The organism is Flavobacterium sp. T12S277 (assembly GCF_048514875.1).
Classification (GTDB): Bacteria; Bacteroidota; Bacteroidia; order Flavobacteriales; family Flavobacteriaceae; genus Flavobacterium.
The window spans coordinates 149,013-172,730 of record NZ_JBLYEG010000007.1; the positions used below are offsets into that span (position 1 = coordinate 149,013).

General features: G+C 37.0%; 20 protein-coding genes. 6 read left to right on the plus strand and 14 right to left on the minus strand.

From position 1 onward, the window contains the following. The first annotated feature begins 131 nt into the window (after positions 1-131). Positions 132-1,928, plus strand: a complete 1,797-nt coding sequence (gene typA / locus ACN1CN_RS12480; protein WP_264524955.1) for a translational GTPase TypA — start codon at positions 132-134, stop codon at positions 1,926-1,928. Positions 1,929-2,038: 110 nt separating this feature from the next. Here typA and ACN1CN_RS12485 read toward each other — a convergent pair whose 3' ends face one another. The 3 genes from ACN1CN_RS12485 to ACN1CN_RS12495 are packed head-to-tail and all read right to left on the minus strand — an operon-like array spanning position 2,039 to position 6,160. Further along, positions 2,039-4,393, minus strand: coding sequence for a choice-of-anchor L domain-containing protein (locus ACN1CN_RS12485; protein ID WP_419135898.1), 2,355 nt, complete (start codon positions 4,391-4,393; stop codon positions 2,039-2,041). Positions 4,394-4,408: 15 nt separating this feature from the next. Then, positions 4,409-5,245 carry an ABC transporter permease gene (locus ACN1CN_RS12490; protein ID WP_264524953.1) on the minus strand — a complete coding sequence of 279 codons (837 nt, stop codon included), beginning with the start codon at positions 5,243-5,245 and terminating at the stop codon, positions 4,409-4,411. Positions 5,246-5,248: 3 nt separating this feature from the next. After that, positions 5,249-6,160, minus strand: coding sequence for an ABC transporter ATP-binding protein (locus ACN1CN_RS12495; protein ID WP_419135899.1), 912 nt, complete (start codon positions 6,158-6,160; stop codon positions 5,249-5,251). A 110-nt stretch (positions 6,161-6,270) separates the two neighbouring features. Between ACN1CN_RS12495 and ACN1CN_RS12500 the strand changes: the two genes are divergently transcribed. Together ACN1CN_RS12500 and ACN1CN_RS12505 are read left to right on the plus strand one after the other, a co-directional pair. Then, entirely contained in the window at positions 6,271-7,323 is a 1,053-nt protein-coding gene (locus ACN1CN_RS12500) for a hypothetical protein (RefSeq protein ID WP_264524951.1), read from the plus strand. Between the two features lie 36 nt (positions 7,324-7,359). After that, positions 7,360-8,214, plus strand: a complete 855-nt coding sequence (locus ACN1CN_RS12505) for a hypothetical protein (RefSeq protein WP_419135900.1) — start codon at positions 7,360-7,362, stop codon at positions 8,212-8,214. 141 nt (positions 8,215-8,355) lie between these two features. On the opposite strand, the gene ACN1CN_RS12510 is transcribed toward ACN1CN_RS12505, so the two are convergent. Continuing rightward, positions 8,356-12,090, minus strand: a complete 3,735-nt coding sequence (locus ACN1CN_RS12510) for a metallophosphoesterase (protein WP_419135901.1) — start codon at positions 12,088-12,090, stop codon at positions 8,356-8,358. 26 nt (positions 12,091-12,116) lie between these two features. Between ACN1CN_RS12510 and ACN1CN_RS12515 the strand changes: the two genes are divergently transcribed. Next, the gene (locus ACN1CN_RS12515; RefSeq protein WP_419135902.1) at positions 12,117-13,295 is read left to right on the plus strand and encodes a Pycsar system effector family protein; all 1,179 of its coding nucleotides are present in this window, start codon (positions 12,117-12,119) and stop codon (positions 13,293-13,295) included. A 13-nt stretch (positions 13,296-13,308) separates the two neighbouring features. On the opposite strand, the gene ACN1CN_RS12520 is transcribed toward ACN1CN_RS12515, so the two are convergent. Next, positions 13,309-15,678 carry a GAF domain-containing protein gene (locus ACN1CN_RS12520; protein ID WP_419135903.1) on the minus strand — a complete coding sequence of 790 codons (2,370 nt, stop codon included), beginning with the start codon at positions 15,676-15,678 and terminating at the stop codon, positions 13,309-13,311. A 227-nt stretch (positions 15,679-15,905) separates the two neighbouring features. Here ACN1CN_RS12520 and ACN1CN_RS12525 point away from each other — a divergent pair, with 227 nt between their 5' ends. Together ACN1CN_RS12525 and ACN1CN_RS12530 are read left to right on the plus strand one after the other, a co-directional pair. Then, positions 15,906-16,658 carry an SDR family oxidoreductase gene (locus tag ACN1CN_RS12525; protein WP_419135904.1) on the plus strand — a complete coding sequence of 251 codons (753 nt, stop codon included), beginning with the start codon at positions 15,906-15,908 and terminating at the stop codon, positions 16,656-16,658. A gap of 71 nt (positions 16,659-16,729) precedes the next feature. Beyond that, positions 16,730-17,311 carry a TetR/AcrR family transcriptional regulator gene (locus tag ACN1CN_RS12530; protein WP_291286758.1) on the plus strand — a complete coding sequence of 194 codons (582 nt, stop codon included), beginning with the start codon at positions 16,730-16,732 and terminating at the stop codon, positions 17,309-17,311. An 89-nt stretch (positions 17,312-17,400) separates the two neighbouring features. Here the strand turns inward: ACN1CN_RS12530 and ACN1CN_RS12535 are convergent, their stop codons facing one another. The 9 genes from ACN1CN_RS12535 to ACN1CN_RS12575 form a co-directional block, all read right to left on the minus strand. Next, positions 17,401-18,459, minus strand: coding sequence for a nucleoid-associated protein (locus tag ACN1CN_RS12535; RefSeq protein ID WP_173966345.1), 1,059 nt, complete (start codon positions 18,457-18,459; stop codon positions 17,401-17,403). A 44-nt stretch (positions 18,460-18,503) separates the two neighbouring features. Further along, the gene (locus ACN1CN_RS12540; protein WP_173966346.1) at positions 18,504-18,863 is read right to left on the minus strand and encodes a four helix bundle protein; all 360 of its coding nucleotides are present in this window, start codon (positions 18,861-18,863) and stop codon (positions 18,504-18,506) included. A 116-nt stretch (positions 18,864-18,979) separates the two neighbouring features. Continuing rightward, positions 18,980-19,519 (minus strand): plasmid pRiA4b ORF-3 family protein, encoded by a 540-nt coding sequence (locus ACN1CN_RS12545; RefSeq protein WP_264524941.1) that lies wholly within the window; start codon positions 19,517-19,519, stop codon positions 18,980-18,982. Between the two features lie 170 nt (positions 19,520-19,689). Continuing rightward, positions 19,690-20,289 carry an HPP family protein gene (locus tag ACN1CN_RS12550; RefSeq protein ID WP_419135905.1) on the minus strand — a complete coding sequence of 200 codons (600 nt, stop codon included), beginning with the start codon at positions 20,287-20,289 and terminating at the stop codon, positions 19,690-19,692. Between the two features lie 72 nt (positions 20,290-20,361). Further along, positions 20,362-21,642, minus strand: coding sequence for a chloride channel protein (locus tag ACN1CN_RS12555; protein ID WP_419135906.1), 1,281 nt, complete (start codon positions 21,640-21,642; stop codon positions 20,362-20,364). A 137-nt stretch (positions 21,643-21,779) separates the two neighbouring features. Further along, the gene (locus ACN1CN_RS12560; protein ID WP_264524938.1) at positions 21,780-22,169 is read right to left on the minus strand and encodes a VOC family protein; all 390 of its coding nucleotides are present in this window, start codon (positions 22,167-22,169) and stop codon (positions 21,780-21,782) included. 7 nt (positions 22,170-22,176) lie between these two features. Next, a complete protein-coding gene (locus ACN1CN_RS12565) occupies positions 22,177-22,743 on the minus strand; it encodes a sugar O-acetyltransferase (protein WP_419135908.1) in 567 nt (188 codons plus the stop codon). Between the two features lie 8 nt (positions 22,744-22,751). Continuing rightward, the gene (locus ACN1CN_RS12570) at positions 22,752-23,210 is read right to left on the minus strand and encodes a YciI family protein (protein WP_419135909.1); all 459 of its coding nucleotides are present in this window, start codon (positions 23,208-23,210) and stop codon (positions 22,752-22,754) included. 13 nt (positions 23,211-23,223) lie between these two features. Further along, on the minus strand, positions 23,224-23,682 hold the full coding sequence (locus ACN1CN_RS12575; RefSeq protein ID WP_419135910.1) for a DinB family protein: 459 nt from the start codon (positions 23,680-23,682) through the stop codon (positions 23,224-23,226). Positions 23,683-23,718 lie beyond the last annotated feature (36 nt).

Here is a 23,718-nt window from a genome sequence, read left to right on the forward strand (position 1 = left end):
AAGAAAAGTTCAAATTAGACTTAAATTTACATTGTTTTTGGGGAACTAAATACTTGTCTTTACGCAAACTATCGCAGAAACGTTTTTTATATCAAAATAAAGTGTACCTTTGCACCCATTAAAAATCACAGATGGAATCTATTAGAAACATTGCAATTATTGCCCACGTCGATCACGGTAAAACCACTTTGGTTGATAAAATTATGTATCACTGTCAATTATTTCGTGACAACGAAAACACAGGTGATTTAATTCTTGATAATAACGATTTAGAGCGTGAGAGAGGTATTACTATTACTTCAAAGAACGTATCAGTTCAATATAAAGGAACAAAAATCAATATTATTGACACTCCTGGCCACGCGGATTTTGGAGGTGAAGTAGAACGTGTATTGAACATGGCCGATGGTGTATGTTTGCTAGTGGATGCTTTTGAAGGTCCAATGCCACAAACTCGTTTCGTATTACAAAAAGCGATTGACTTAGGTCTTAAGCCATGCGTAGTTATCAACAAAGTTGATAAAGAAAACTGTACTCCGGAAGAAGTTCACGAAAAAGTTTTTGACTTAATGTTCGAATTAGGAGCAACTGAAGAGCAATTGGATTTCCCAACGGTTTACGGTTCTGCTAAAAACAACTGGATGTCTGACGATTGGAAAAACCAAACAGAAAACATCGAGCCTTTATTAGACATGGTTTTAAACAATGTGCCTGCTCCTAAAGTTTCTGAAGGAACTCCACAAATGTTAATTACATCTTTAGATTTCTCTGCTTTTACAGGTCGTATCGCTATTGGTCGTCTTGAAAGAGGTGTTTTGAAAGAAGGTATGCCAATATCTTTAGTAAAAAGAGATGGTGCTGTAACGAAATCTAGAATTAAAGAATTACATACTTTTGAAGGTCTTGGACGTAAAAAAGTTGCGGAAGTAATCGCTGGTGATATTTGTGCTGTAGTAGGTGTTGAAGGTTTTGAAATTGGAGATACTATCGCAGATCACGAAACTCCTGAAGGTTTAGCTTCTATTGCTATTGATGAGCCTACAATGAGTATGTTGTTTACAATCAACGACTCACCTTTCTTTGGTAAAGAAGGTAAATTTGTAACTTCTCGTCATATTAGAGAAAGATTGACAAAAGAATTAGAGAAAAACTTAGCGATGAAGTTAGGTGAAACTGATTCTGCTGATAAATTCATGGTTTTTGGCCGTGGAGTACTTCACTTATCTGTTCTTATTGAAACAATGAGAAGAGAAGGGTACGAGTTACAAATTGGTCAGCCACAAGTTATCATCAAAGAAATTGATGGTAAAAAATGTGAGCCAATTGAGGAATTAACAATCGATTTACCAGAAAACCTTTCAGGTAGAGCAGTTGAATTCGTAACACTTCGTAAAGGTGAAATGTTAAGTATGGAAACTAAAGGTGAGCGTATGATCATTAAATTTAATATTCCATCTCGTGGAATTATTGGTTTAAGAAATCAATTGCTTACAGCTACTGCTGGTGAAGCTATTATGTCACACCGTTTCATTGGATATGAGCCTTACAAAGGAGAAATTGCAGGACGTAACAAAGGTTCATTGATTTCTATGGAAAAAGGAAAAGCTATTCCTTACTCTATCGATAAATTACAAGATCGTGGTAAGTTTTTCGTTGAGCCAAATGCTGAAATCTACGAAGGTCAGGTAATTGGTGAAAACTCTCGTGGAGATGATATGTGTGTAAACGTAACGAAAGAGAAAAAACAATCTAACGTTCGTTCTTCTGGAAATGACGAAAAAGCGAGAATTATCCCTCCAATCATTTTCTCATTAGAAGAAGCATTAGAGTACATCCAAAAAGATGAGTATGTAGAGGTAACTCCAAAATCTATTCGTCTTAGAAAGATTTATTTGACTGAAACAGATAGAAAAAGATTTAAAATCTAATCTATCCTCCAAATAAAAGTAAAAGCCATTCGATATCGAATGGCTTTTTTTATTGCTGAACGTTTGTCGTAGAATTGTTATTTGGGATATCTAATAGAGAAGTAGTGTATTTATCTTTTTAAGCTAAAATGACCTTTAACAACTCTTCCATTGCTAAATTGTATGTCAAACCAATAATCGTCTGCTGGCAATTGCTGGCTATTAAAGAAGCCGTTCCAGCCCAGCATGTTTTGGTCCATTTGTTTGAGTAGTTTTCCGTAACGGTCAAAAATAAAGATCTTGTAATAAGGAAGCTGATCGGAGTTTTTAATAACCCATAAATCGTTGTAACCATCGCCATTTGGCGTAAAGAATCGAGGATAATCTACAACGTACACCTGAAACAGATTAGACGGCCCGCAGCCGTTTTTGTCTCTTGCGATAGCATTGTAAACTCCGGGTTTGACATTAGTGAATAATGGGGCATCCTGAAAAAAACTTCCATCCAATGAAAATTCATAATTACCAACCCCTGTGTATTGAATTAAAACTGAATTCTCATCACCAGAGAAATCTTTTGTATCTGCGCCTGTTATCAATGCAGGTTCGGAAAGAATTACTTTAAATTTTTTGGTTTTTTCGCAGCCGTTTGCATTTGTTACAAGTACGGAATAATCACCGGCGGTGCCTACTGTAATTGAGTTTGAAGTTTCTCCGGTACTCCATAAATAGCTGGCAAAACCGCTGGCAACACTTAAGGTAATCGGTTCTTCTTTACACAAATATTTGGATTCATCTTCAAAATTAGCCGCATCAAAAGTATTCACCACAAGAGTAATGGGAAGTATGTCGTAACAATCCGATCCATTTGTTGCTTTTGCATAAATGATTTGAGTAAAGGGGGTCGTGTTCTTAAAGATATTAGCTAATGCGTTTGCATCCGCTAAAGCATCGTTGGCGTTTAAAAAATAGCTAAAAGTTAAACCCGGTGGTAATCCGGTAGACAGTCGTGGAGTTACTTCGGCATTAAGGTCAAATTGGTACAGACCATCTTGTTTGTCGTCTTTGTCACAAGTGGCAAAAGGGGGCTGAGTGGCAATCGTAGTGTTGGAAATCTGTAACGTTATCTGCGGAAATTTAGCACAGCCGTATTGGTTTTCAAGTCTTACAAAAATAACCTGATTCAGGGTTTTATTGCTGTATTTTTCCGGTGTGGCAATTGGGTTGGTTTTGGCCTGTGCATCGGCTAGTGATTCGTAGTACCCTTTGTTCAGTGTTTCGGCAACATTGTTTTTAATACTATTGGCAACCTTTGTGAGGTTGAAGACTGATATTCCGTCGGAATCCTCATCACATTGTGTTAAGGAGCTGTTGGTTGATAAGATTTCGGGTGCAAACTCAATTTTAATTTGTCCGGTGGCCACACAGGTGGTGCCATTTCGGGTGGCTTCTACTTTATAATTCCCTGCTGCTGTTACGGTATAGGTCGCGCCTGTTGCTGCGGGTGAAACTTCTGTATAATTGTTGGCTGTCGTTTCTTTTAACCATTTAAAAGTGTAGAGACTACCGTCAAGATGTGTATCTAAAACAACACCTTCATCAAAACAGGCCGGGTTTTTGTCGGCAATTGTTCTGTTTGCTCCAAAATTTATGGTAGAGGTAAAGCTACCGCCTTCTATAAAAACGGCGGAGTTGTATTGTCCTGTCGGGTCATCAGCAATGACCAGCTTTAAGTGATAGGTTTTATTCGGAATTACTTCGGTATGGGCGTTCATCACAACAGTTTGTCCGGCATAATTTATCGGACTATTAACGTTGTTGTAGCCATTGAAAAATTGTTCGTTTAAAGGATCACAGCCCGGATAGTTTGTACCATTCGCAAAGGCAGGCTCAATTTTAGTGTGCACTGTTGTTGAAGAAACAGGTATGGCTGTATTGGGTAAAACCGCTAAATTTTTATAGGGAGCAGAGGTGCCTGCTTCTTTTATCAGAAAAGCAAATCCATCCGAATAGATACACGGATAATACGTTTGATACTCGTTTGATGCGAAAATATAATTGAAACTGATGGAGTTGGTTAAGGCCGTAAAATCAAATTCCAGTACAGTTGCCTGTTGGCTTTCGCTATTTTGTAATGCCTGATTTAAGTCGGCATCTCCCAACCAACTGTCATTGATAGCACCTTCTGAGTTTGCTTTTATAAAAGGTCCTTCGGCATTTTTACTTGGTGATGTACTTAAAACAATTCCTCCTGAAAAGGGAAAATTGCTGCTGCCTGAAGTAAAGTAAGCATAACTTTTACCAGAACTTGTAGGGTTTCCGGTTGCACTAACAGTACCAATATCAATACAGGAGCTGTTTATTAAAACGTTTTTTGCTAAGTCTTCGGGAGTTCTTGAATCGTCTACATTAATATTCTGTGCTTCTGTCTTAACAGATAAGAAGCACAGAAAAAATACTAGCGATAATGCATTAAAGTTGTTCATAGTACAACAAATATACTATAAATCTCTTTTTTTTAATAGTTTGTAAGAAAAGTAAATAAATAAGAATGTCCAGATCAAAACAATTAAAATTGCGGTATAGTGTACTCCGTAATCTTTTGTGTTCTCAACGCCTATTTGTGTTCCGATCGATCTAATTACAGACAATCTTGAAAAAGGCTCTATAATAAGGTTGGACATGGCTTCTAGCGGGAAAAAATTCATTATTTTTTGACCTATCGTGCTTTCCGGAAAAACTTGGAAGATCAGGAGTCCTTTTACAATTCCTTCTATGATACTCCATACCAAAAGAAAACCTAAGGCAAAAGCAGAGCGTTTTACCAGAATTCCAAGAAACAAACAGAATGCAAAAAAGCCCGAGAGTTTTACAAAAAAGGCAAGAAGGTAATCCAAATCCATGAAAATAACGTCAAACTCTGTATATGATGAAAAACAGAATCCCAGAATTAAGCTCATTACAAATACGAAAATAGTCGAGCCTAAGGCAAATAATACGACCGTCAGGAATTTGGATAAAATGAATTCTTTTTTGCTTAAACCGTCAATTAAGTTTTGTTTTAACGTACCATAACTGTATTCATTGGCCATCATAGAAACAATGACAATTGCCAGGAAAAGTTTGAGTAAAGCAGCTACATAGGTGTTGAAATGCCAGATAAATGGGAAGTTAAAGATGCCCATTTCTGCCAAATGAAATTTGAATGGTCCTATGTCAAATTTTATAGAAGCCATTAAGGCGATAAACGAAAGGAGTACAAAATAGGTTAGCGTCAGGACACGGCTAGCTTTGTTTTTCCAGATTTTTTGTAGTTCTATAGAGATTAGTCTGTTCATGGTTTAGTTATTTTGGATAATGGCGTTCTTGGTTAATTCTAAAAATTGTGCTTCTAAGCTGTTTTTGCGTTTGACCAAATGGCTTAAAGCAATATTTTTAGAAAACAGGAAATGATTGAGCTCTGCCGCTGATAGATCAGAAGCCAGATAGACTAAAACTTTGCCGTCTTCTTCCGTGATTTTGTCTACAGCCGGATGTGTCTCCAGGATGTTTTTCAGTGTCTCATTATCATCTGCCTGAAGTTCAAAGAAACCTTCATTGGCTGACATTCCGTCTACTGAACCGGAATACAGGATTTCTCCTTTTCTCAAAACAATGACATGCGAACATACTTTTTCGACTTCATCCAGCAAGTGGGAGGCTAATAAAATAGTCGTTCCCTGTGACGCAATTTTTCGGATAATATCTCTGATCTGGTGAATTCCCTGTGGATCCAATCCATTTGTAGGTTCGTCTAAAATTAAAATTTCGGGATCATTTAACAAGGCCGATGCAATGGCCAGACGCTGTTTCATACCCAAAGAGAAAGTGCTGAACTTACTGTCTTTTCTTTCGGATAAGCCTACTAAATCTAGTTTCTCATTGATTTTAGAATAGTTGATGCTTTTTATTTTACAAACCAGTTTCAGGTTTTCTTCCGCCGTCATGTACGGGTAAAAGTTGGGTCTTTCGATAATCGCACCTACCTTTTTTAAGGCTTCGTGTGTTTCTACTTTTCCGCCAAACCAACTGTAGTTTCCGGAGGTTCTGTTCACCACATTGAGGACAATTCCCAAAGTGGTCGATTTGCCGCTGCCGTTTGGGCCTAAGATGCCATAAACGTGGCCTTTTTGTATTTCAAAAGAGACATTTTTTAAGGCCTGAATACGCCCGTATCTTTTGTGAAGATTCTCAATAGTAAGTATGGTTTCCAAATTTATTTCGGTTTTAGTTTTATGTATGACGATTCAACTTGTATATTGTTACGCTAAATTTATTTTTATCAGACGATTCATGTAAATTTGTAATAAAGATATTCAAAAATATGAGCGAACCTTTAATGGTTTTGAAAAAACCATCTTATCCTTTAATGCCATCTCTGCTGAGTTATTTGGAACGATACGAACGTATTTCGAAAGTGTCAGTGTTCTATGATGATTTATTGCGATTTACGGGTTCTGTAAATGTTTATGATAAAAACGAAACGGATACCTTATGGATTAGGGTGTATTATAGTGAATTTGAGCGAAATGAAATCGATCTGAATCTGAAAAAAATATACTCCCTTTTACATTCTGATGGAAACAATGAGATCATTCAGTACTTAAACATTGATGCTATTGATTATTGTACTTTCGGAAATTCTAAACCTTTCCGAATAAAAGTTCGTAATATTCTCAATGATAATTATGTACATTTTTATATCAAAAAAGCAGATGCTTCAAGAATCTACGGTTTGGAGCTGGAAGACATTCTCTCGCCGGATAAAATCAACTTTTTGGTTTTTAAAGACACTTTAATTGAGGAGCACATTATCGGGATTCCGGGTGATGTTTTTATGGATACTTTACTGGATGGCTGTACGGAAATGGAAAAGTCGCAAATCGCAAAAGAATTTGTGAAGTTCAACGAACGCTGTATGATCCGGCTTTTAGGTGATATGCGTGCTTATAATTATGTAATTGTACCCATTCATGATTTTGATCAGGTGGTCTATAAAATACGCCCCATTGATTTTGATCAGCAATGTTATGAAGGGAACTTTAAAGTATATCGTCCACAGTTCTTTAAAGAAAATTATCCGATGATAAAATTGATTAAGGAGAAATTAGAAGACCGTTCCATTATTCAGTATAAGGATGAAGAAAGAGCGATTTTGGCAAAACGTATACATTCTGCCGAGAACAGAATCAAAAAGCTGCTGAATATCATGTGTCACGATACGATTTCAACAGAAGAGCATTTGAATCAACTAAAAATGGAATTGTATCGTTATACCAATGATATGAAGTTCAAAAATGCCAAATCGATGGGACACATTATGTTTGCCGCTTTCGAATTTATTACTCGTAATTTTAAAAATACCAACCTGGTTTAAGTACAGAATGGGTTAAAATGTTAAAAAGAAAATATCATGAAAAAGTTTTTACTTGGAATCTCTATTGCTTTATTGGCTTGTCAGCAACAGTCCAATACAAATTTTAAAACACTTTATGCACTGCCGAAGAAATTAAAAGAAGTTTCGGGAATTACCTATTTCCCTGAAACAAATTTAATTTATGCTTTGGAGGACAGTGGTAATAAAAATGAGATTTATGCGATAAAGTCAGATGGGAAAATGGCAAAAGCAATCACAATTTCAAATGCGACAAACGTAGATTGGGAAGATATTACGAAAGACAAAAGCGGCAACATCTATATTGGCGATTTTGGGAATAACGACAACGAACGCAGAGATTTGTGTATTTATAAAGTCAATAAGAACCAGTTGAATAAAGCTCAGGCAGTAGCAGAATATAAAGTTTCGTTTTCCTATCCGGAGCAAACGGAGTTTCCACCAAAGAAAAAAGCACTGTTTTTTGATGTCGAAGGCTTTTTTGAACACGGAAACTACTTTTATCTTTTTACCAAAAACCGCAGTAAAAACTTTGATGGAACTGCTTTTATTTATAAAATTTTAAATGCACCCGGAACGCAGAAAGCGACTAAAATTGGAGAGTTTAAGACTTGCGACAACTACAATCATTGCGTTTTAACCAGTGCTACGATTAGTCCCGACGGGAAAAAAGTAGTTTTGTTAAGTCATGATAAAATTGTTTTGTTTAAAGGCTACAAAAACGATTTGTTTCATAAAGGATCTCAAACCGAAATTAAACTGGACCACTTTTCGCAAAAAGAAGCCATCGTTTTTAAAGACAACAACACCTTGCTGATCGCCGACGAGAAGGCCAATAAGACTGGTGGGAATGTTTATGAGTTTAAACTCTAAGGTTCTGAGATACTGAGTTGCTAAGGTTCTAAGGTTTTTGCCACGAATTCACGAATGATTTTGTAAACTAAAATTCGTGAATTCGTGGCTAATTTTTAAACTCAGTACCTTAGAACCTCAGTCTCTTAGTCCCTATAAAAATCAAAAGCTGTACGCCGCTCCAAAAATGACTCTTCCTGTTTCGTCAGGAGATTTGAAATAAGTGATTCTTGCGGTTAGCACATTGATTGCATTCAGCCAAAGTCCGCCACCGTAATCCTGATGCCATTTTCTGGAATTTTCACCGTCCAGCCAGATTCTTCCATAGTCAAAACCACCCAAAATTCCGTAAGTGAACGGAGCAATTGTTTTTTGAATTTTACCAATACTGAATCGCAAATCGGTACTTTGAGAAAAATAAGAGCTTCCTAAAAAGCGTTCGTTTCTGTAACCACGCAAGTCAGTATCGCCACCTAAAGCAGCCCCCTGATAAAATTCGTAATTATTGTTCAGCAGTGCTTTTCCTTTTAAAAGAGTAGCCAAAACCAGCTTTCCGTTGGAATCAATTTTATGGGTAAATCCTAAAAGGCTTTCAAGAGTCGGGAAGTTTTGTTTTGTTTCATTTAAATTTGCTAACCAGGTTGCCGAGATCATGAAAGTAACTCCCAAAGTAGGTTTCGCGGCAAAATCAGAATTTTTGAATTGGTACTTGATTTTCGCACCACCAAAGGTCTGACTTTGAAAAATCTCCGGATTAATGATGTTTGGAATGTCGATAAATCGGTTTTTAGTTTCTTCTACTCTCATTTGCTGGAACATGGGCTGGATGCTGAACTCGCTACCATATCGTCCGACATGTCGGATCGCTGCCGAAACATTAAATTTCTGGATGCGAACGCGGTTATAATCCATTCCAAACTGCTCTGTATTATTGACAGTTTCATTTCCATATCCAAAATAATTCATTGCAAAGTTCGGGGTGGTGTATTGCGATTCAACGTCAATAACCCATTTACCTAATAAGCCCGGAAAATGTGCAGCATAATTAAACTCTAAACCGCCCGTTGCGAAATAATAAAAACCATTTAAAACGTGCTTTTGGGTGTATGGATTTTGTTTGAAATTGTTGACGGTGTAGTTTAAGTTAAAGCCAAGTTTTACGCCATCGTCGGGATTGTAACCCATATTTGGAAGTCCTGAAACCACATTGTATTTCGGTTTTTCATAATTGTACAAGTTAACATCATAATCATCTGTCAGCTGCGTTTGCGTTTTTGAATCCAGATTATAGGTGTTTTCTTTTGATTTAAAGTCATATACAATAACTCTTTTTCCGTTTTCAATGTTGTACGTATCATTGTTTTGTCCGCCAATCAAACGAATTTTTATGTTTGATTTTTGCTTGCCTGTTACCTCAAAAACATCGTTATCGTCTAAACCGTAAATCCATAAATTGGAAGTTTTGGCATCTGTAACGGTTTTGATATACACTAATTCGTCGCCGTCCTTTTTTATTCTGAAAACCTTAATTTCCAGCGTTTTTTTAGCACTATGATTGATTACAAATTTGTCTTTTTTATCCGTTCCGGCAATCATCACCGTATGGCTTAAAACATCAAAGTATTCGGAAGCATATTTTTGAAGTTCTTTCTTTCGACTTTTTAACTTCTGTTGTATGTCTTTAATAGTCTCGTCCTGAACTTCTTTCGGCAGGCTTTTAAACGCATTGTCAATGTCAGCATCGGTTAAGTTTTCCTGAATGTATTTTGCCTGAGCGATCCAGTCTTTTTCGTCGGCAGTTCTCAAAAACGCCACATCGAGTGGGTAAGGTTCTCTGTTGAGCCATTTTACGTTGTCGATTTTGTCTTTGAATGTACGCATGTGACGCAGCGCAGGAATGTTCATCAACAGTGAAAGTAAAGTACCATCATATTTTGAAAAAGCCTGATCGCGATCGCGTGGAATTGGTTTGTAAGTAACCTTTCCGTCTTTTTTATACTCGCCCCAACGCCATTGATCGTCATGTCGGTCCCAATCGCCAATCAGCATGTCGAACAAACGTGCTTTTATGTATTCGTTTTCATCAACCGTATATTTTTCATCTTTATGAAGGTTTTTCATCATATCAGATGTGCTTATGATATCTGTTGGATTTCCAAAGTTTTTACCGTCCAAATGATTGTCAGCAGGTCTTTCTTCGACCATGTACAACTCATCTCCAAAATTCGAATTGAATTCTTTTAAGGTATTTTGTTTCGGAATGTAATATATGATCGGATTGGTATGCGCCAATCCTAGTTTGTCGGCCAGATTACCAACTGCAAAAGGTGTATAAGGATGTGAAGTGGTGTAGAAGTCTAACAAAAAGTTTTCGGCATAGGTGTTTTCAAAATCATTAACAATGTACTGATCTTTAAAGGCTACTGACTGTAAAAACTGTGTAGCACTTTTTTTCAACGCACGCAACACATATTCACGGCCTTTAGGATCAGATACTCTTAACGATTTGGATTGGTGCCCACCGCCTTCACGAATAGGTTTAAGTCCACCCATTAAAGTGTCTAAAGTGGCAGTTTTAGCCTCGATCGGTAAGCTGTAATATTTTCTGTGATGATTTCCGAAAAGGAATTTATGGAATAGACTTTTTTGGGTCATTTTTTCAGAATAGATCGAAGTGGTCATCGTAGCAGGGAAATTATTCGGAATATCAGCAGCCCAGTTGATTTCTTTTGCTTTTATGATTTCATGTTCAAAAAGTAATTTTTCGTGGTTGTTTTCATTTCCAAAGAAAGAAACCTTAGCGTCCCCGCTTTTAAACAAAGTTAAGGTCGCATAACCATTTCCGCCATAAGAGAAATCGTTTGAATTGATTGCCCTTGCAGCCTCCGATTTTGATCCAGCACCACTAATGATTTGCTTGATGTTTTCTTTGTTCACGTATTGCAGATTATGATCGTGTCCGGAAACTACAATTACATTTTTCTGCTTTTGCAAAAGTGTTTTAATGCGCTTGGCATAAATCGTATATTGTTTGTTTTGAATGTCCTGTGGACTTGCACCAGAAGTTTTTCGCAGTAAATTGATAAAGGAACCTATTACCGGAAGCGGGATTTTTTGCTCTAAAGGAAATAATTGTTTTTCTAGCGAGTACTGCCCGCCATGCGAGCCATTGCTCATCAGCGGATGGTGAATGGCAAGAATAACTGTTTTTTCCTGGTTTTTATTCAGGACGCTTTCCAGTTCGTCAAAGAAATCTTCTCTGGTTTTAATGTCACAATTGTCATTGATTGTGGGATGATTGTCCCAGTCTTCCAGAAACCATTCGCTGTCTATGGTTACTAAAGTGGTGGTGCTGTCAATTTTTACATCTTCTATGGCACAGCTTTTTCGGGGTAAGAAGGCTTTTTTATCATTCAAATATTTTGTCACAAATTCGGCCTGACGTTCCAGACCTTTGATGCCGCTGTACCAATCGTGGTTTCCGGGAATGACAATGGTTTTTCCTCTAAACCCTTTGGTTAGCTTTAATTGATTGGTAAGTTTTGTTTCGGCCAGAGCCTTTTCTGAGGCATCGTCATTAGCAGGAAAACCTTTCGGATAAATGTTATCCCCTAAAAAAAGTAAAGTCGATTTTTTACTCGCTTTTTTTAGTTTTTGGTGCAGTAGTTCAAGTGTTTGCTGGGCTTGTTCCTCATCGGCATTTCCGGCATCTCCTACTAAATAAAAAGTGTGGGCAATTTTTATGCTATCTGTTGCGTTTTCCGTTTCATTAGCGCTGACACTTTTTCCGTATTGCGCCTTATGCGTCGCACAGGAATAGGTGAGCAGCAATGTCGTTATTGCTAAAGAACAGGTTTTAATTTTCGCAATAAAATGATTATCCAAAAACAATTTCATAATTTAGTGGTGTAAAAATATTCTCTATGAATTTAATAGAACAATCCGAAGATTTTGTTAGTAATTTACTCAAAGATAAACTTTCTAATTTATATTCTTATCATAATTTTAACCATACTTTAACGGTCGTAAATGCTGTAAAAGAGCTTTGCAAAAAAGAAGATGTTACGGCAGAGGAGAAAGAAATACTTTTAGTAGCGGCCTGGTTTCATGATACCGGATATATTAACGGTTATGAGAATCACGAGCAGGAGAGCGTGAAAATTGCTACAGCCTTTTTGAAAGAAAAAGAATTGTCGGATGAATTTATAGCAAAGGTTTCAGGCCTGATTCTGGCAACGGTAAAAGAATACATTCCGAAAACACATTTGGAGAAAATAATTAAAGATGCAGATTTTGCCCATCTCATGGGGACTGAATATGCAACTACCTGTGAATTATTGCGTATTGAATTAAAGAATACCTGGAATTTGAATTTTTCGAATGCCGAATGGGCAAAGGAGAACCTGAATTTTTTAATGAATAAACATCGGTTTTATACCGATTATGCCCTTAAAAAATGGCAGCCTTTAAAAGAGAAAAACCTGCTTTTGGTTCAGAAGAAAATTGAAAAACAGGAAAAGAAGGAAGCGGATCGAATCGAAGAAGAAAACAGAAAAAAAGAGAAAGTGGAAAAGCCAGATCGTGGTGTTGATACACTGTTTCGTGTTACATTAGGAAATCATACCCGACTGAGCGGGATTGCCGACAGTAAAGCCAATATTTTATTGTCCGTTAACGCTATTATCATTTCGATTGCATTGTCTACGATTATCCCGAAACTGGACAGTCCGAAAAATGCACATTTGGTGGTGCCTACTTTTATTATGTTGATTTCGAGTGTGGTGACTATTATTTTTGCGATTCTTTCCACCAGACCAAAAGTAACTACCGGAGTGTTTACCCGGGAGGATATCGAAGCCAAGAAAATTAATTTGTTATTCTTTGGGAATTTCTACAAAATGCCATTGGAAGAATACGACTGGGCGATGAACGAAATGATGAAAGATCGCGACTATTTGTATTCCACGATGATCAAAGATTTGTACTATCTGGGATTGGTTTTGCAGCGCAAGTACAATTTACTGCGCATTGCCTACAATCTTTTTATGGTGGGGATAATTGTTACTGTGATCGCTTTTATAATAGCTTTCAAATCAATATAAGCTCAACTAAAATTTAGCTGAGCTCATCTAATAAGTCCTGATATGTAATTTTTTTCGCTATTGGATTTGCATTGTTGTTAATTACTTTTACCCGAATTGCCCTTAAACCTGAAACTCCCTGAAGATCCTCAACTTCAAATTGTTCAATGGAAGGCTCCAGAATTTTCTTGTGCTGTAGGTACTTGATGTATTTTAAATATTCGGCCTCTTCGCTGTTTTGAGAATAGACAATGGTAATTTTCTCTTTCTCGGTGATGCGGTCTTTTGTGCCTTTAATATTCGATTTATCGATACGTTTTTTTACCACTTCATATCTGGCATTGTACGTTCCGTCAACATCAAAACGTTTTTCATCCATTCTGAAACGGATGGAAAGCGGAGAGGTAAAAACTAAAATTAACGAGGTCACATCCAGTTCGTACGGAAGCGATTCTTTAAGTTGATGATGTTCGAGCTCCATCTCGCACAAGGTTTGCAGTTGCCACAAGCGCAAATTGTGCAAATACATCATATCAAATGGCTGGGTTGGAGCAATAGAAGCCCCAATATAGAGATTATGCTCTACACCATCGGTTTTAAACCGTTCGTAATAGTGCGGATAGATCTGCTGTGCTTCAACTTGTTTCCGGTCCAGAACAGAAGCGAGTTTTTTATTGATAATAGACATCGCATTATCAAATTTCTTTCTCTCCTGATAAAACAATCCGGTCTTAGCGTCCAGACTTTCAAAGTACTGACGTTCGAGTTTTTCGCTTTTTGCGGTCTCTTTCGTATTCTTTAAAAGCGGATGAATCTCTTCTTCGATATAACGTTGAATGTACTGTTCCGTATCTGCTTTTAAAGGAGCATCCAGTTCATCACGGAAGGATTCCAGCTCAAATTTCCGCTGTTCCAAAAGTACCAGATTGGTGTTGGGATCCTGTGATTCGAAAATCTTTAACAAAGCCGTCAATTGATTTTTAAGATCGATTTTGACCGTTTCATTTCGATGTTCAGAAGAACCTTTAATGTCGATTTGCCCATAAAGAGGGTATACATTTTTAAATGAAATTTCTTTAAAAATATAATCCTTCGTATGATTCATATTTTGGAAATAGTTTTGAGATTCTCTCCTAAATTTCCAGTAAACACTTGGGTGAATTGTGGTGTATTCGCGCTGAATAATGGCTTCAATCTGATGCTGCATGTCTGTATTGTAACGATCAATCGTATCGGTCAGATACGGCAGAACGAGCCCCAATTTTGTTGCATTAATCGTATTGAGCGCTTTTATTTCGGAGGAAACCAGTTCGACTACTCCCAATAAATGCCCGTCTTTTACCACCGGAGCAAAGATGCAGCTTTGAATCCCTTGTTTTAATAAATGTTCCCCCAGTTTTTTATTGGAAGATTCTTCAATGAATTTCTTTACATTAGAAACCACCAAAGGTTCTTTATTGTCCAATAATTTTTCGAAAGTACAGCCAAAAAAAGCATTCTTGCAATCAATCTCCTGATCTTTTGAAAGCAGAAAACTTTGCATCTGAGTTTCAAATTTAACAGGTCTGATGAATTTTTCTTCCTCAGGATTGTAAACAATAAAACCCACTTTTAAATCGGGAATTTTAAAGATAGATTTAAAAATGTTGAATACGATTTCATCCGTTGCGGCCGTTGACGAATCGGGTTTTAAGAGGTTACTTTTCAGATTTGAAATGGCACTTTCTGTGGTCGCATCAAACAAAGAAACGAGTCCAAATCCTTTCAGAATCCAGCTTCCCTTCGGAAATTTTGATTTCCAAAGTTCGAGATCATGGTAGTTGTCCAGCAACAGATCAATGTCGTCCTGAGTTAGATCGATTGATTTTTCTGTTGGAATGACATCTATGAAATCGGCATTGTACAGAATGCGATAGTGTTTTTCTATTCCATTTTCATCCGGAATATCATAGAAAAAGGGGTTGTTAAAATCGATACGCTGCTTGTAATGAGCACCTAAAATGATACAGCAATTGTTGACATAGAATTGGTGATCGTCGAAATCACGAATTTCCATATCAAACTCAGATCCTGCATTACTGAGGATTTTTTTAAAACGTTCGGTATAATTGAATGATAAATTCTGAAAAGGTATCGTAACGGCTTTTATTTCGTTGTGCGTCAAAGCGGTCGGAAAGATGTCGGCCAGTAAATTTTTGATTAAAGCTTCATTGTCTTTAATGGTGGCGTAGTCCTTAATTCCGGTTCTAAGTTCCGGAAGGGGTTCTATTTGTTTTAAAATGGCTTTTGCATAGTTTGCCCTGTAATCAACATCCGACAAAGCAATTTCCTCAAAAGATTTAATAAGCTTGTGGAAGGATATGATCGTTTCGAAAGGACTTTCGTTGTATAAATGAATATCCATCTGAATTGGTTTAGATTGCAAAATTAAGCATAAATTAAGAATCTTTTACAATTTCCTATTTCTTTCGTTTATGGTAGTATAGAGGTCAAGTCTTGGTATTACCGGGTTTTAAAAGCAGTTTTTTGTTTTAACTAAATATTAACATAATTAATAACGGAACGATCGTTCCGTTATTGTATCTTTGTACTGTAATAATGAAATAATCAATAATTTAAAAAACAAATAAGATGAAAAAATTAGAGAATAAAGTGGCTATTGTAACCGGTGGAAATAGCGGAATAGGGTATGCTGCCGCAGCCGAATTTGTAGCAAACGGTGCCAAAGTAATTGTAACAGGAAGAAACAAAAAGGCTTTGGAAAAAGCAGAAACGGAATTGAACGTAACCGGAATTGTATCGGATCAATCCGATTTAGAATCAATTGATCGTTTGGTTGCGGAGGTAAAAGCCAAATTCGGTAAAGTTGACGTACTGTTTCTGAATGCCGGAATTGCTGCTTTTGCTCCTGTAGATGCAGCCTCAGAGGAGCATTATGACAGTATCATGAATGTGAATGTAAAAGGAGTTTATTTTACCGTTCAAAAAATACTACCCATCTTAAATGACGGAGGTTCTATTGTTTTTAATACTTCGATAAATGCGCATGTGGGAATGCCAAATTCAAGCGTTTACGCGGCAAGCAAAGCAGCAGTATTGTCTTTGAATAAAGTATTTGCTACCGAACTGGCAGCAAGAAAAATCAGAGTAAATGCTGTTTCTCCTGGTCCGGTTGAAACGCCTCTTTATGGTAAATTGGGATTGGAGAAAGCAGAAGTTGAAGGTTTTGGTGCAGTTTTAAGTGAGAAAATTTTATTGAAGCGTTTTGGTCAGGCTTCTGAAGTGGCTAAAACAGTGCTTTTTTTAGCTTCGGATGATGCATCATTTATTACCGGAAGCGAAATTGTTATTGATGGTGGACTTACTGTAAATACGGTAGTATAATTTTTTTGACTAATTCAGGAACGATTGTTCCGTATTTTTGTATCTTTGAGGTATAATTTAATACTGAAGTTATGGCCAGAACAAAAGAATTTAATGAAGATCAGGCTTTAGATAAAGCGATTGAGATTTTTTGGCATAAAGGATACAATGGCACATCGGCCAGTGATTTAGTTACCCATTTGGGGCTGAGCCGCTCGAGTTTGTATGATACTTTTGGCGACAAGCAGCAGCTTTTTGTTCGGTCTTTAGAACGTTATCAGAAGAATGGTCAGGAACAAATAGCACAGCTTTTTGAGCAGTCAGCTAATATTAAGGAAACGTTGCTGGAGGTTTTTAAGCAGGCAGTGCTGGAAAGTCTGGAAGATCGTATTACCAAAGGTTGTTTTATGGTGAATTCTTCTGTAGAACTGGCGATGCATGACGAAGGGATTGCAAAAATTGTACAGAACAACAGACAGACTATGGAAGAGATTTTTACCAAAGCAGTTCAAAAAGGGCAAGATGCAGGACATATTTCCACGAAGAATGCTGCCAGAGTATTGGCACGGTTTCTTTTTAATGCGTATTCGGGAATTCGGGTTTTGGCCAGAACCGGAGAAAGAGATAAACAAGTCTATGACGATATTGTAAAAGCGACGTTTTCAATACTATGATTTTGAAACGGCACATAAATAAAAAAACGGCAATTACTAGTGTAGTTGCCGTTTTTTGCTTTAAGTAAGTAATAGAAAATGAATGACTCTTAGCTTTTTTCTTCTTTATTGAAATACACTAAGTAGTAATACATTTGTTTTTCTTCATCCCAGCCTTTTTCAACAAATTTCTCAGCGCTTTCCGGATTAATGAAATCCATTTTGATCTGAATGTGAGTGTCTAGATTGATTACGTTTTTGATTGATTTTCGGGCGTCTGAAACCGCTGCATTGGCAATAGGGAATGAGGTTACATCTTCGATGCTGTATTTTTCTCCCTTATCCACTTTATAGTTTTTGAATTCAGGAATTAAGTCCGGATTGTCTAATACTTCGTTTAAGAAATTTTGTTCTTCAAACTGATCGTTTTTCGCGAAATAATTCACAGATCGGTTCATGAACATTACTTCTTCTTTTTTGTCTTCTGCTGGTAAAACAACATCTTTAGCAAAGTTCTGGCAGAATTTTAAGTATTTTTTAGTGATGAAGTTTTCATCCTCAAAAGCATCAACAGATAAAAAGTGCTCCAACCAGTAACGCGCATCATAACGGTTGCTGTCAACAGTAAGGATTTTGTATCCTTCTTCTTTTTTATAGTTAAAAATCAAACAGCCTTTGTCTAATTTGCTTAGGTTGATCCCTTGTTGCAGGATCATTTCAAGGTTGCTGTCTTTTTCTTCAAATTGTAAAAAGTCGGCTTGCAACTCGCTTTTAAAAATTCCGATGGCATCCACAACATTGTTGTCAATACTTAAGTTCGTCAGATAGGTGATGTAAACCTCTCCGTTTTTAATATGTGGGTGATTGGACTGTTCGAATAAATGTGTCGTGATTCGCTTTGAGATCTCCTGTAAATTTCCGGGATTGTCAAAAATCTCTGTAGCATATTTAAACATATCGTTGTAATCCAAATCGACTTCGTGCGCAAACTGATAATAGTTTTCTTCCTTCTCTCTGAAAGGCTTAAAAAAGTATTCTTTTATCAAAGGAACGATCTCATCATTTAAGTTAAATGGCTGTTCCGATAAAAAAATCGCTTCGTTTCTGCTTTTGTTTCCTACGCGGTGTATCGCAAGCGTCTCGATGTGGGTGTTGAATAAGTTTATCATATTTTATTTAGGTTCAGAGAGGCAAAGGGACAAAGGAACAAAGTTTATTTTCGGGCTTTTATTTTTCTGATAAAAGCACTTAACATTCGTTCTATTTCCCTGCTTTCTCCATTTATTTTGTTAAAACGATTTTCGCTTAAGTATTTTAAATTGAATGAGATTTCAAGTTGGGTTTGCATTTCGAATAAAGAAGACATTGAAATATTTAAAAATTTCAGGTAATCATTATTTCCGTCCCTGCCATAACCTTCTGCAATATTACTGGGTATTGATACTGAACTTCTTCTGATTTGTGAAGATAGTCCATAAATTTCTTCTTTTGGAAATGAATTTGTTATTTGGTAAATCTCAGTAACCAAGTTCATTGATTTCTGCCAGATTAAAAGATCCCGGAAAGTATTCATAATCTATTATATTTAAAAAGTTAAATATAAAAATAAGAATATTCTTTCTTTTTGAAAAAAGTTTTATAGAAAATATCTTTGAACCTTTGTCACTCTGAACCTATGTACCTTAAAAACTAATTCCAATTCTCCTCAAATCCGTAATCTTCAAAACTGTCGTCGCCTTCAAACATGTCAAGATCGTCTTCATCAAGATCGTCTTCAAATTCTCCGTAGATGTCGTCGTGCATGTCGGCTTCAAAGCTTTTTTCGATAGCTTCGTCCGGCATTTCTCCGTGTGAGAATAAGGTTTCAGGGTATGGAGCTCCTGCGATTTGATCTTCAACAGCAGCTAATTCTACTAAGAATGTCCACATATTGATGAAATCATACACATAGATGATTTTGGTGTTTTCTTTGTCTAAAATAGAAGATAACGGATAATCGCCCATAGTTCTTTGCTCGCCAGGAACATCACCCGTATCAAAAAGTGGAATTTCATCCTCTTGATTCCAGGTTTCGTCGCAGGTATAAAACGAAGCTACTTCCATTCCGTCAAAACCAAAAGCGTTGAAGATCGCATTGTGTAAATCCTCAAGGGTATCATCTTCAAGAATTGCAATGTCTCTAAAAATATCTTCTTCGGCGTCTAGAATTACTCTAAATTTATAAACCATAATCTTTGTTTTTATTGAGAGGGCAAAGGTAAAATATAAATAATGATTTATGAATTGTGAAGCACGATTTGTTGAAAAGATTTTTTATTCGTCTAGTGCGACAGTGTGCCAGCCTTTTGCATGAAATAGGCGTTGACCTGACTCAGAAGGGCTGTCGTGAAAAAATGCAATTACTTTTTGATGAATCGTTTTCTGATTTTGTGATAATGCTTGTGGTAGGTACTATGGCTTGGATAACTTCTGCTTGACGTCATATTATTAAAAATTAATGCCGTTATAAACAAAAGAAGTACACCGTCTAAAACAGGAGAAAGCACATACATATAACCGAGGTCCTTTATCTGAGCAGAACCTGTAACCGCAATAAGTGCTGTTGCTCCTCCGGGAGGATGAAGTGTTTTGGTGATTTGCATAAAAATAATCGAAAAGGAAACGGCCAGGGGCGCAGACAGCCAAACGATGTCCGGGATTAATTGGTTTACCGTTACTCCAATAATTGCTGAGATCACATGGCCTCCAATTAAATTTCGGGGTTGCGAAAACGGGCTTTGAATGATTCCGTAAACCAGTACACTCGACGCTCCAAAAGAACCAATTAAGAAAACAATATCGGTGCCGGAAAAGCGAATAGATTCCAGATAAGAAAGGATTCCAATACCCACAAACGATCCTATAAACGACCAGAAATGTTCTTTATAATCGATTAAGGTTTCTTTGTAAAGTATATAACGGGTTTTGCGATAGCCTCTTTTTATTTTTGAAGTTGGCATATTTGTGAATTATTTGATGTGGTATTTTTTATCCGGGACTGACACCCGAACCAATATTAAGTTTTTGAAAATTTATTTTAGTGCCGCAGGTGCATACGAATAAACGGTATAAGGATAAATTGTTTTTGCGGTATATTTTGAGATCAGGCAAACCACCAAAATTGGTAAAAACAAAGTGTAGTCGTTGGTTAATCCGCAAACCAGGAATATAGCTGTAAAGGGCGCGTGAATGCTGGCGCTTAAAACAGCTGCCATTCCAATAATCATAAAGTTTACCGGAATTACATGTACCTGAAAAAAGGTATTTAAAACGGATGCCAGCAGCAATCCTAAAAAAGCACCAATAAAAAGACTTGGAGCAAAAACGCCTCCATCGCCTCCTGAGGCTAATGTTACAGAGGTTACAATAGGTTTAAGCAGTAAAATTCCAATAAAAGTAAGCGTCAGAGTAAGCGTCAACGGAATTTCAGCCGAATTGCTAAAAATACCTTTTATCGCATGATACCCTTCGCCATAGAGCTGTGGGAAAATAAATAAGGAAACGCTTAAAACGACAGAACCAATTAAGATTTTATAGTAATGGGTATCAATTTTTCCGAATTGAGATTTAAAAAACAACACACAACGGGTAAGGTAAACCGAATTTATTCCGGCCAGAATTCCTAAAAGAATAAAATACGGAATCGCTTTTAAATGCCAGGTCGTGATGGAGACTGCGAATAAAGGTTCTTCTTTTAAAATGGTAAGTAAACCAAAAGCAATTGAAACGGCAATGATATTGGAAATAACAAAAGCACGGGTTACTTTTCTCGAGATTACTTCTAAAGCAAATAAGATTCCGGCAATTGGGCTGCTAAATAAAGCGGTAACTCCTGCCGCAACTCCCGCGCAGATAAGCTCGGTTTTGTATTTGCGGAATACATTTTCTTTTTGTTGTGCAACAGACCCGATGGCAGCAGTGGCCACTACGGTAGAGACTTCGATTCCGGTTGAGCCTCCAAAAGCAACAGTCAATAAACCGTTGATAAAGTGGGACGGAATTTTATAGGAAGGTAAATTTTTGGAACTTGATTTTGTGCTTTCAAAAACTTCTTTGATTCCCTTGTTTTCTTTTTTCTTGAACAAATAATGTCGGAGAAAGTAAATAACAGACAATCCGAAGACAGGGAAGACGATATAAAAAACAGGATTTACGGAGACTTCATGAAAGAAAATTTCTTCGTAATATTCGGTAATTTTTTTGAGCGAGATTCCTAAAAAGGCCGAAAGAAAGCCAATTAATACCGAAACAATAACTAATTTTTGAAGGACAATAAATTGATGATTTTTTTTGATTCTAGCCGTTTTGTTCATCAGACGTTGATTTTTGAAATCGCATTTTTTCACGCGGATTACAAAATTAGCCAATCAAATTCGTTTTTTCATATAAATCACTCCTTATATTGTGTTAAAGTTGCTGATTTAAAGGAATTCTCTTAGTATTTTTTGAATTATCGTTCGTAAAACTCAATGGGCAGTTCATCCGGATCGGCAATAAAAGTGAATCGTTTTTCGGTAATTTCGTCAATTCGGATCGGCTCCGATTCGATATTTTTGGTGTTTAAAAAAGCGATGGTTTCTTCTAAGTTAATGACTTCGAAAGCCAAATGACGCAAGCCCACAGCTTCGGGTCTTGAAGGACGTTTTGGCGGATTGGGGAATGAAAACAATTCGACTACATACGTGCCATTCAAAGCCAAATCGAGTTTGTAAGACTGACGTTCTTCGCGATAGATTTCCCGAATAATGGTCAAACCTAAGACTTCGGTATAGAATGTTTTAGACTTTTGGTAATCTGAACATAGAATGGCAATATGATGAACTTTATTTAAGGTAAGCATTGTTTTTTTATTGGGGTTCCTGATTTAATTTTCGAATAACTTTTGCCGGATTTCCAACAGCCAGAGAGTTGTCGGGGATATCTTTAGTGACTACCGAACCTGCGCCAACCACACAGCCTTTGCCGATGGTTACGCCCGGACAGATTACAGAATTTCCGCCTATCCAGCAATCGTCGCCTATAGTAATAGGCAATGCATTTTCGAGTGTTTTTCTGAGTTCGGCGTCAAGCGGATGCGTAGCAGTGTAAATTTGAACGTTTGGCGCAAAAAACACATTTGATCCAATGTTTACCGGTGCACAGTCCAGAACGACACAATTTACATTAAAATAAACGTTGTCTCCGCATGAAATATTGTAGCCATAATCACAATGAAAAGGAGGTTCGATATAAAAACTTTTGCCGGTGTTCGGAATCAGCTCCGCTAAAATTTCTTTGGCTTTTTTGGTTAAGCGATATTCCGTTACGTTCAATCGATGCAGTAAATTTTTGGCTTTTCGACGTTCTTTTACTAAGAGAGGATCTCCCGCAGCATAATACTCTCCCGCAATCATTTTCTCTTTTTCTGTTTTCATAAAATGGCTTATATTTTTGTTTTGGCAATTTTTTCGTGAATTTTCAAGGTTTCCTGTAAAGCAGCTGTGGCGTACCAAGGCGTTAACTCGGCCTCCAGTAAATTTGCCTGTATGGCCGGATCTGTTGCAACGAGTGCTTTTGCTTCCTCGACAGTTGCGACATTAAAAATGTAAATTCCCCTGTAATTTCGGTCATTTTTCATAAAAGGTCCGGCGACAACCAATTTACCTTCTTTGGCCAGTTTACCGATGTTGGCCATATGACCTTCAAACAGCTTTTTGCTTTCTTCTTTGGAAGCTGTAGTGTTCGACCCTGATTTTAAAAGGCAAAATACATATTTTTTCATTCCGTACTCATCTGCATGGAGTGATTTTGCCAGACTTTCGTCGAATTTGCTTTCTGTTTCCTGAGCGAACCCAATTGTACCGAATAGCAGTAAAGCGAAAAATGAAAACATTTTTTTCATATCATAATTTGTTTTAAAGTAGTTTTTTCAAAATAACAATCTGCCCTAAATGATACACATCGTGCTGAATAATTCCGTGTATATGCTCGTAGTACGTGTGATTATTATTGAGGTATATTTTTTCTAAGTCGGCATCCTCAAAATCTTCAAAAAAAGCATGCCACAATTCCTGTGATTTCCCCAGACTCTGAAGTGACTGTTCCCAGGCTGCTTCGGATGAATCTAAAACGGGCACAAAATAATTGTGATCGGGCGTTATAATGGTTTCTCCCTGAACACGTCTTAAAATGTTTCTTCGCCATTGAATCAGATGATTGACAATTTCCCAGATCGTATTTAAATTGGGGTTGACTTTTTTGTAGGCCTGGTCGGCACTTACGTTTTGCAACGTATGAACCAGATTAACTTCTAACCAGGGATTTCCATTATAGATGGACTGATACAGATTTGAAATTCTTTTGCTTTCTGACATAATTGATCACTTTTAAAAGACACTAGCTAAGATACA

What these genes read in the sequence shown, in the direction of transcription:
- ACN1CN_RS12510 (WP_419135901.1), bottom strand. Translation starts at nt 12,090, where the DNA reads ATGAAATTGTTTTTGGATAATCATTTTATTGCGAAAATTAAAACCTGT.
- ACN1CN_RS12570 (WP_419135909.1), bottom strand. Translation starts at nt 23,210, where the DNA reads ATGAAAAAAATGTTTTCATTTTTCGCTTTACTGCTATTCGGTACAATT.
- ACN1CN_RS12535 (WP_173966345.1), bottom strand. Translation starts at nt 18,459, where the DNA reads ATGATAAACTTATTCAACACCCACATCGAGACGCTTGCGATACACCGC.
- ACN1CN_RS12505 (WP_419135900.1), top strand. Translation starts at nt 7,360, where the DNA reads ATGAAAAAGTTTTTACTTGGAATCTCTATTGCTTTATTGGCTTGTCAG.
- ACN1CN_RS12560 (WP_264524938.1), bottom strand. Translation starts at nt 22,169, where the DNA reads ATGCTTACCTTAAATAAAGTTCATCATATTGCCATTCTATGTTCAGAT.
- ACN1CN_RS12530 (WP_291286758.1), top strand. Translation starts at nt 16,730, where the DNA reads ATGGCCAGAACAAAAGAATTTAATGAAGATCAGGCTTTAGATAAAGCG.
- ACN1CN_RS12525 (WP_419135904.1), top strand. Translation starts at nt 15,906, where the DNA reads ATGAAAAAATTAGAGAATAAAGTGGCTATTGTAACCGGTGGAAATAGC.
- ACN1CN_RS12515 (WP_419135902.1), top strand. Translation starts at nt 12,117, where the DNA reads ATGAATTTAATAGAACAATCCGAAGATTTTGTTAGTAATTTACTCAAA.
- ACN1CN_RS12545 (WP_264524941.1), bottom strand. Translation starts at nt 19,519, where the DNA reads ATGGTTTATAAATTTAGAGTAATTCTAGACGCCGAAGAAGATATTTTT.
- typA (WP_264524955.1), top strand. Translation starts at nt 132, where the DNA reads ATGGAATCTATTAGAAACATTGCAATTATTGCCCACGTCGATCACGGT.
- ACN1CN_RS12565 (WP_419135908.1), bottom strand. Translation starts at nt 22,743, where the DNA reads ATGAAAACAGAAAAAGAGAAAATGATTGCGGGAGAGTATTATGCTGCG.
- ACN1CN_RS12575 (WP_419135910.1), bottom strand. Translation starts at nt 23,682, where the DNA reads ATGTCAGAAAGCAAAAGAATTTCAAATCTGTATCAGTCCATCTATAAT.
- ACN1CN_RS12490 (WP_264524953.1), bottom strand. Translation starts at nt 5,245, where the DNA reads ATGAACAGACTAATCTCTATAGAACTACAAAAAATCTGGAAAAACAAA.
- ACN1CN_RS12520 (WP_419135903.1), bottom strand. Translation starts at nt 15,678, where the DNA reads ATGGATATTCATTTATACAACGAAAGTCCTTTCGAAACGATCATATCC.
- ACN1CN_RS12485 (WP_419135898.1), bottom strand. Translation starts at nt 4,393, where the DNA reads ATGAACAACTTTAATGCATTATCGCTAGTATTTTTTCTGTGCTTCTTA.
- ACN1CN_RS12540 (WP_173966346.1), bottom strand. Translation starts at nt 18,863, where the DNA reads ATGAATACTTTCCGGGATCTTTTAATCTGGCAGAAATCAATGAACTTG.
- ACN1CN_RS12500 (WP_264524951.1), top strand. Translation starts at nt 6,271, where the DNA reads ATGAGCGAACCTTTAATGGTTTTGAAAAAACCATCTTATCCTTTAATG.
- ACN1CN_RS12555 (WP_419135906.1), bottom strand. Translation starts at nt 21,642, where the DNA reads ATGAACAAAACGGCTAGAATCAAAAAAAATCATCAATTTATTGTCCTT.
- ACN1CN_RS12550 (WP_419135905.1), bottom strand. Translation starts at nt 20,289, where the DNA reads ATGCCAACTTCAAAAATAAAAAGAGGCTATCGCAAAACCCGTTATATA.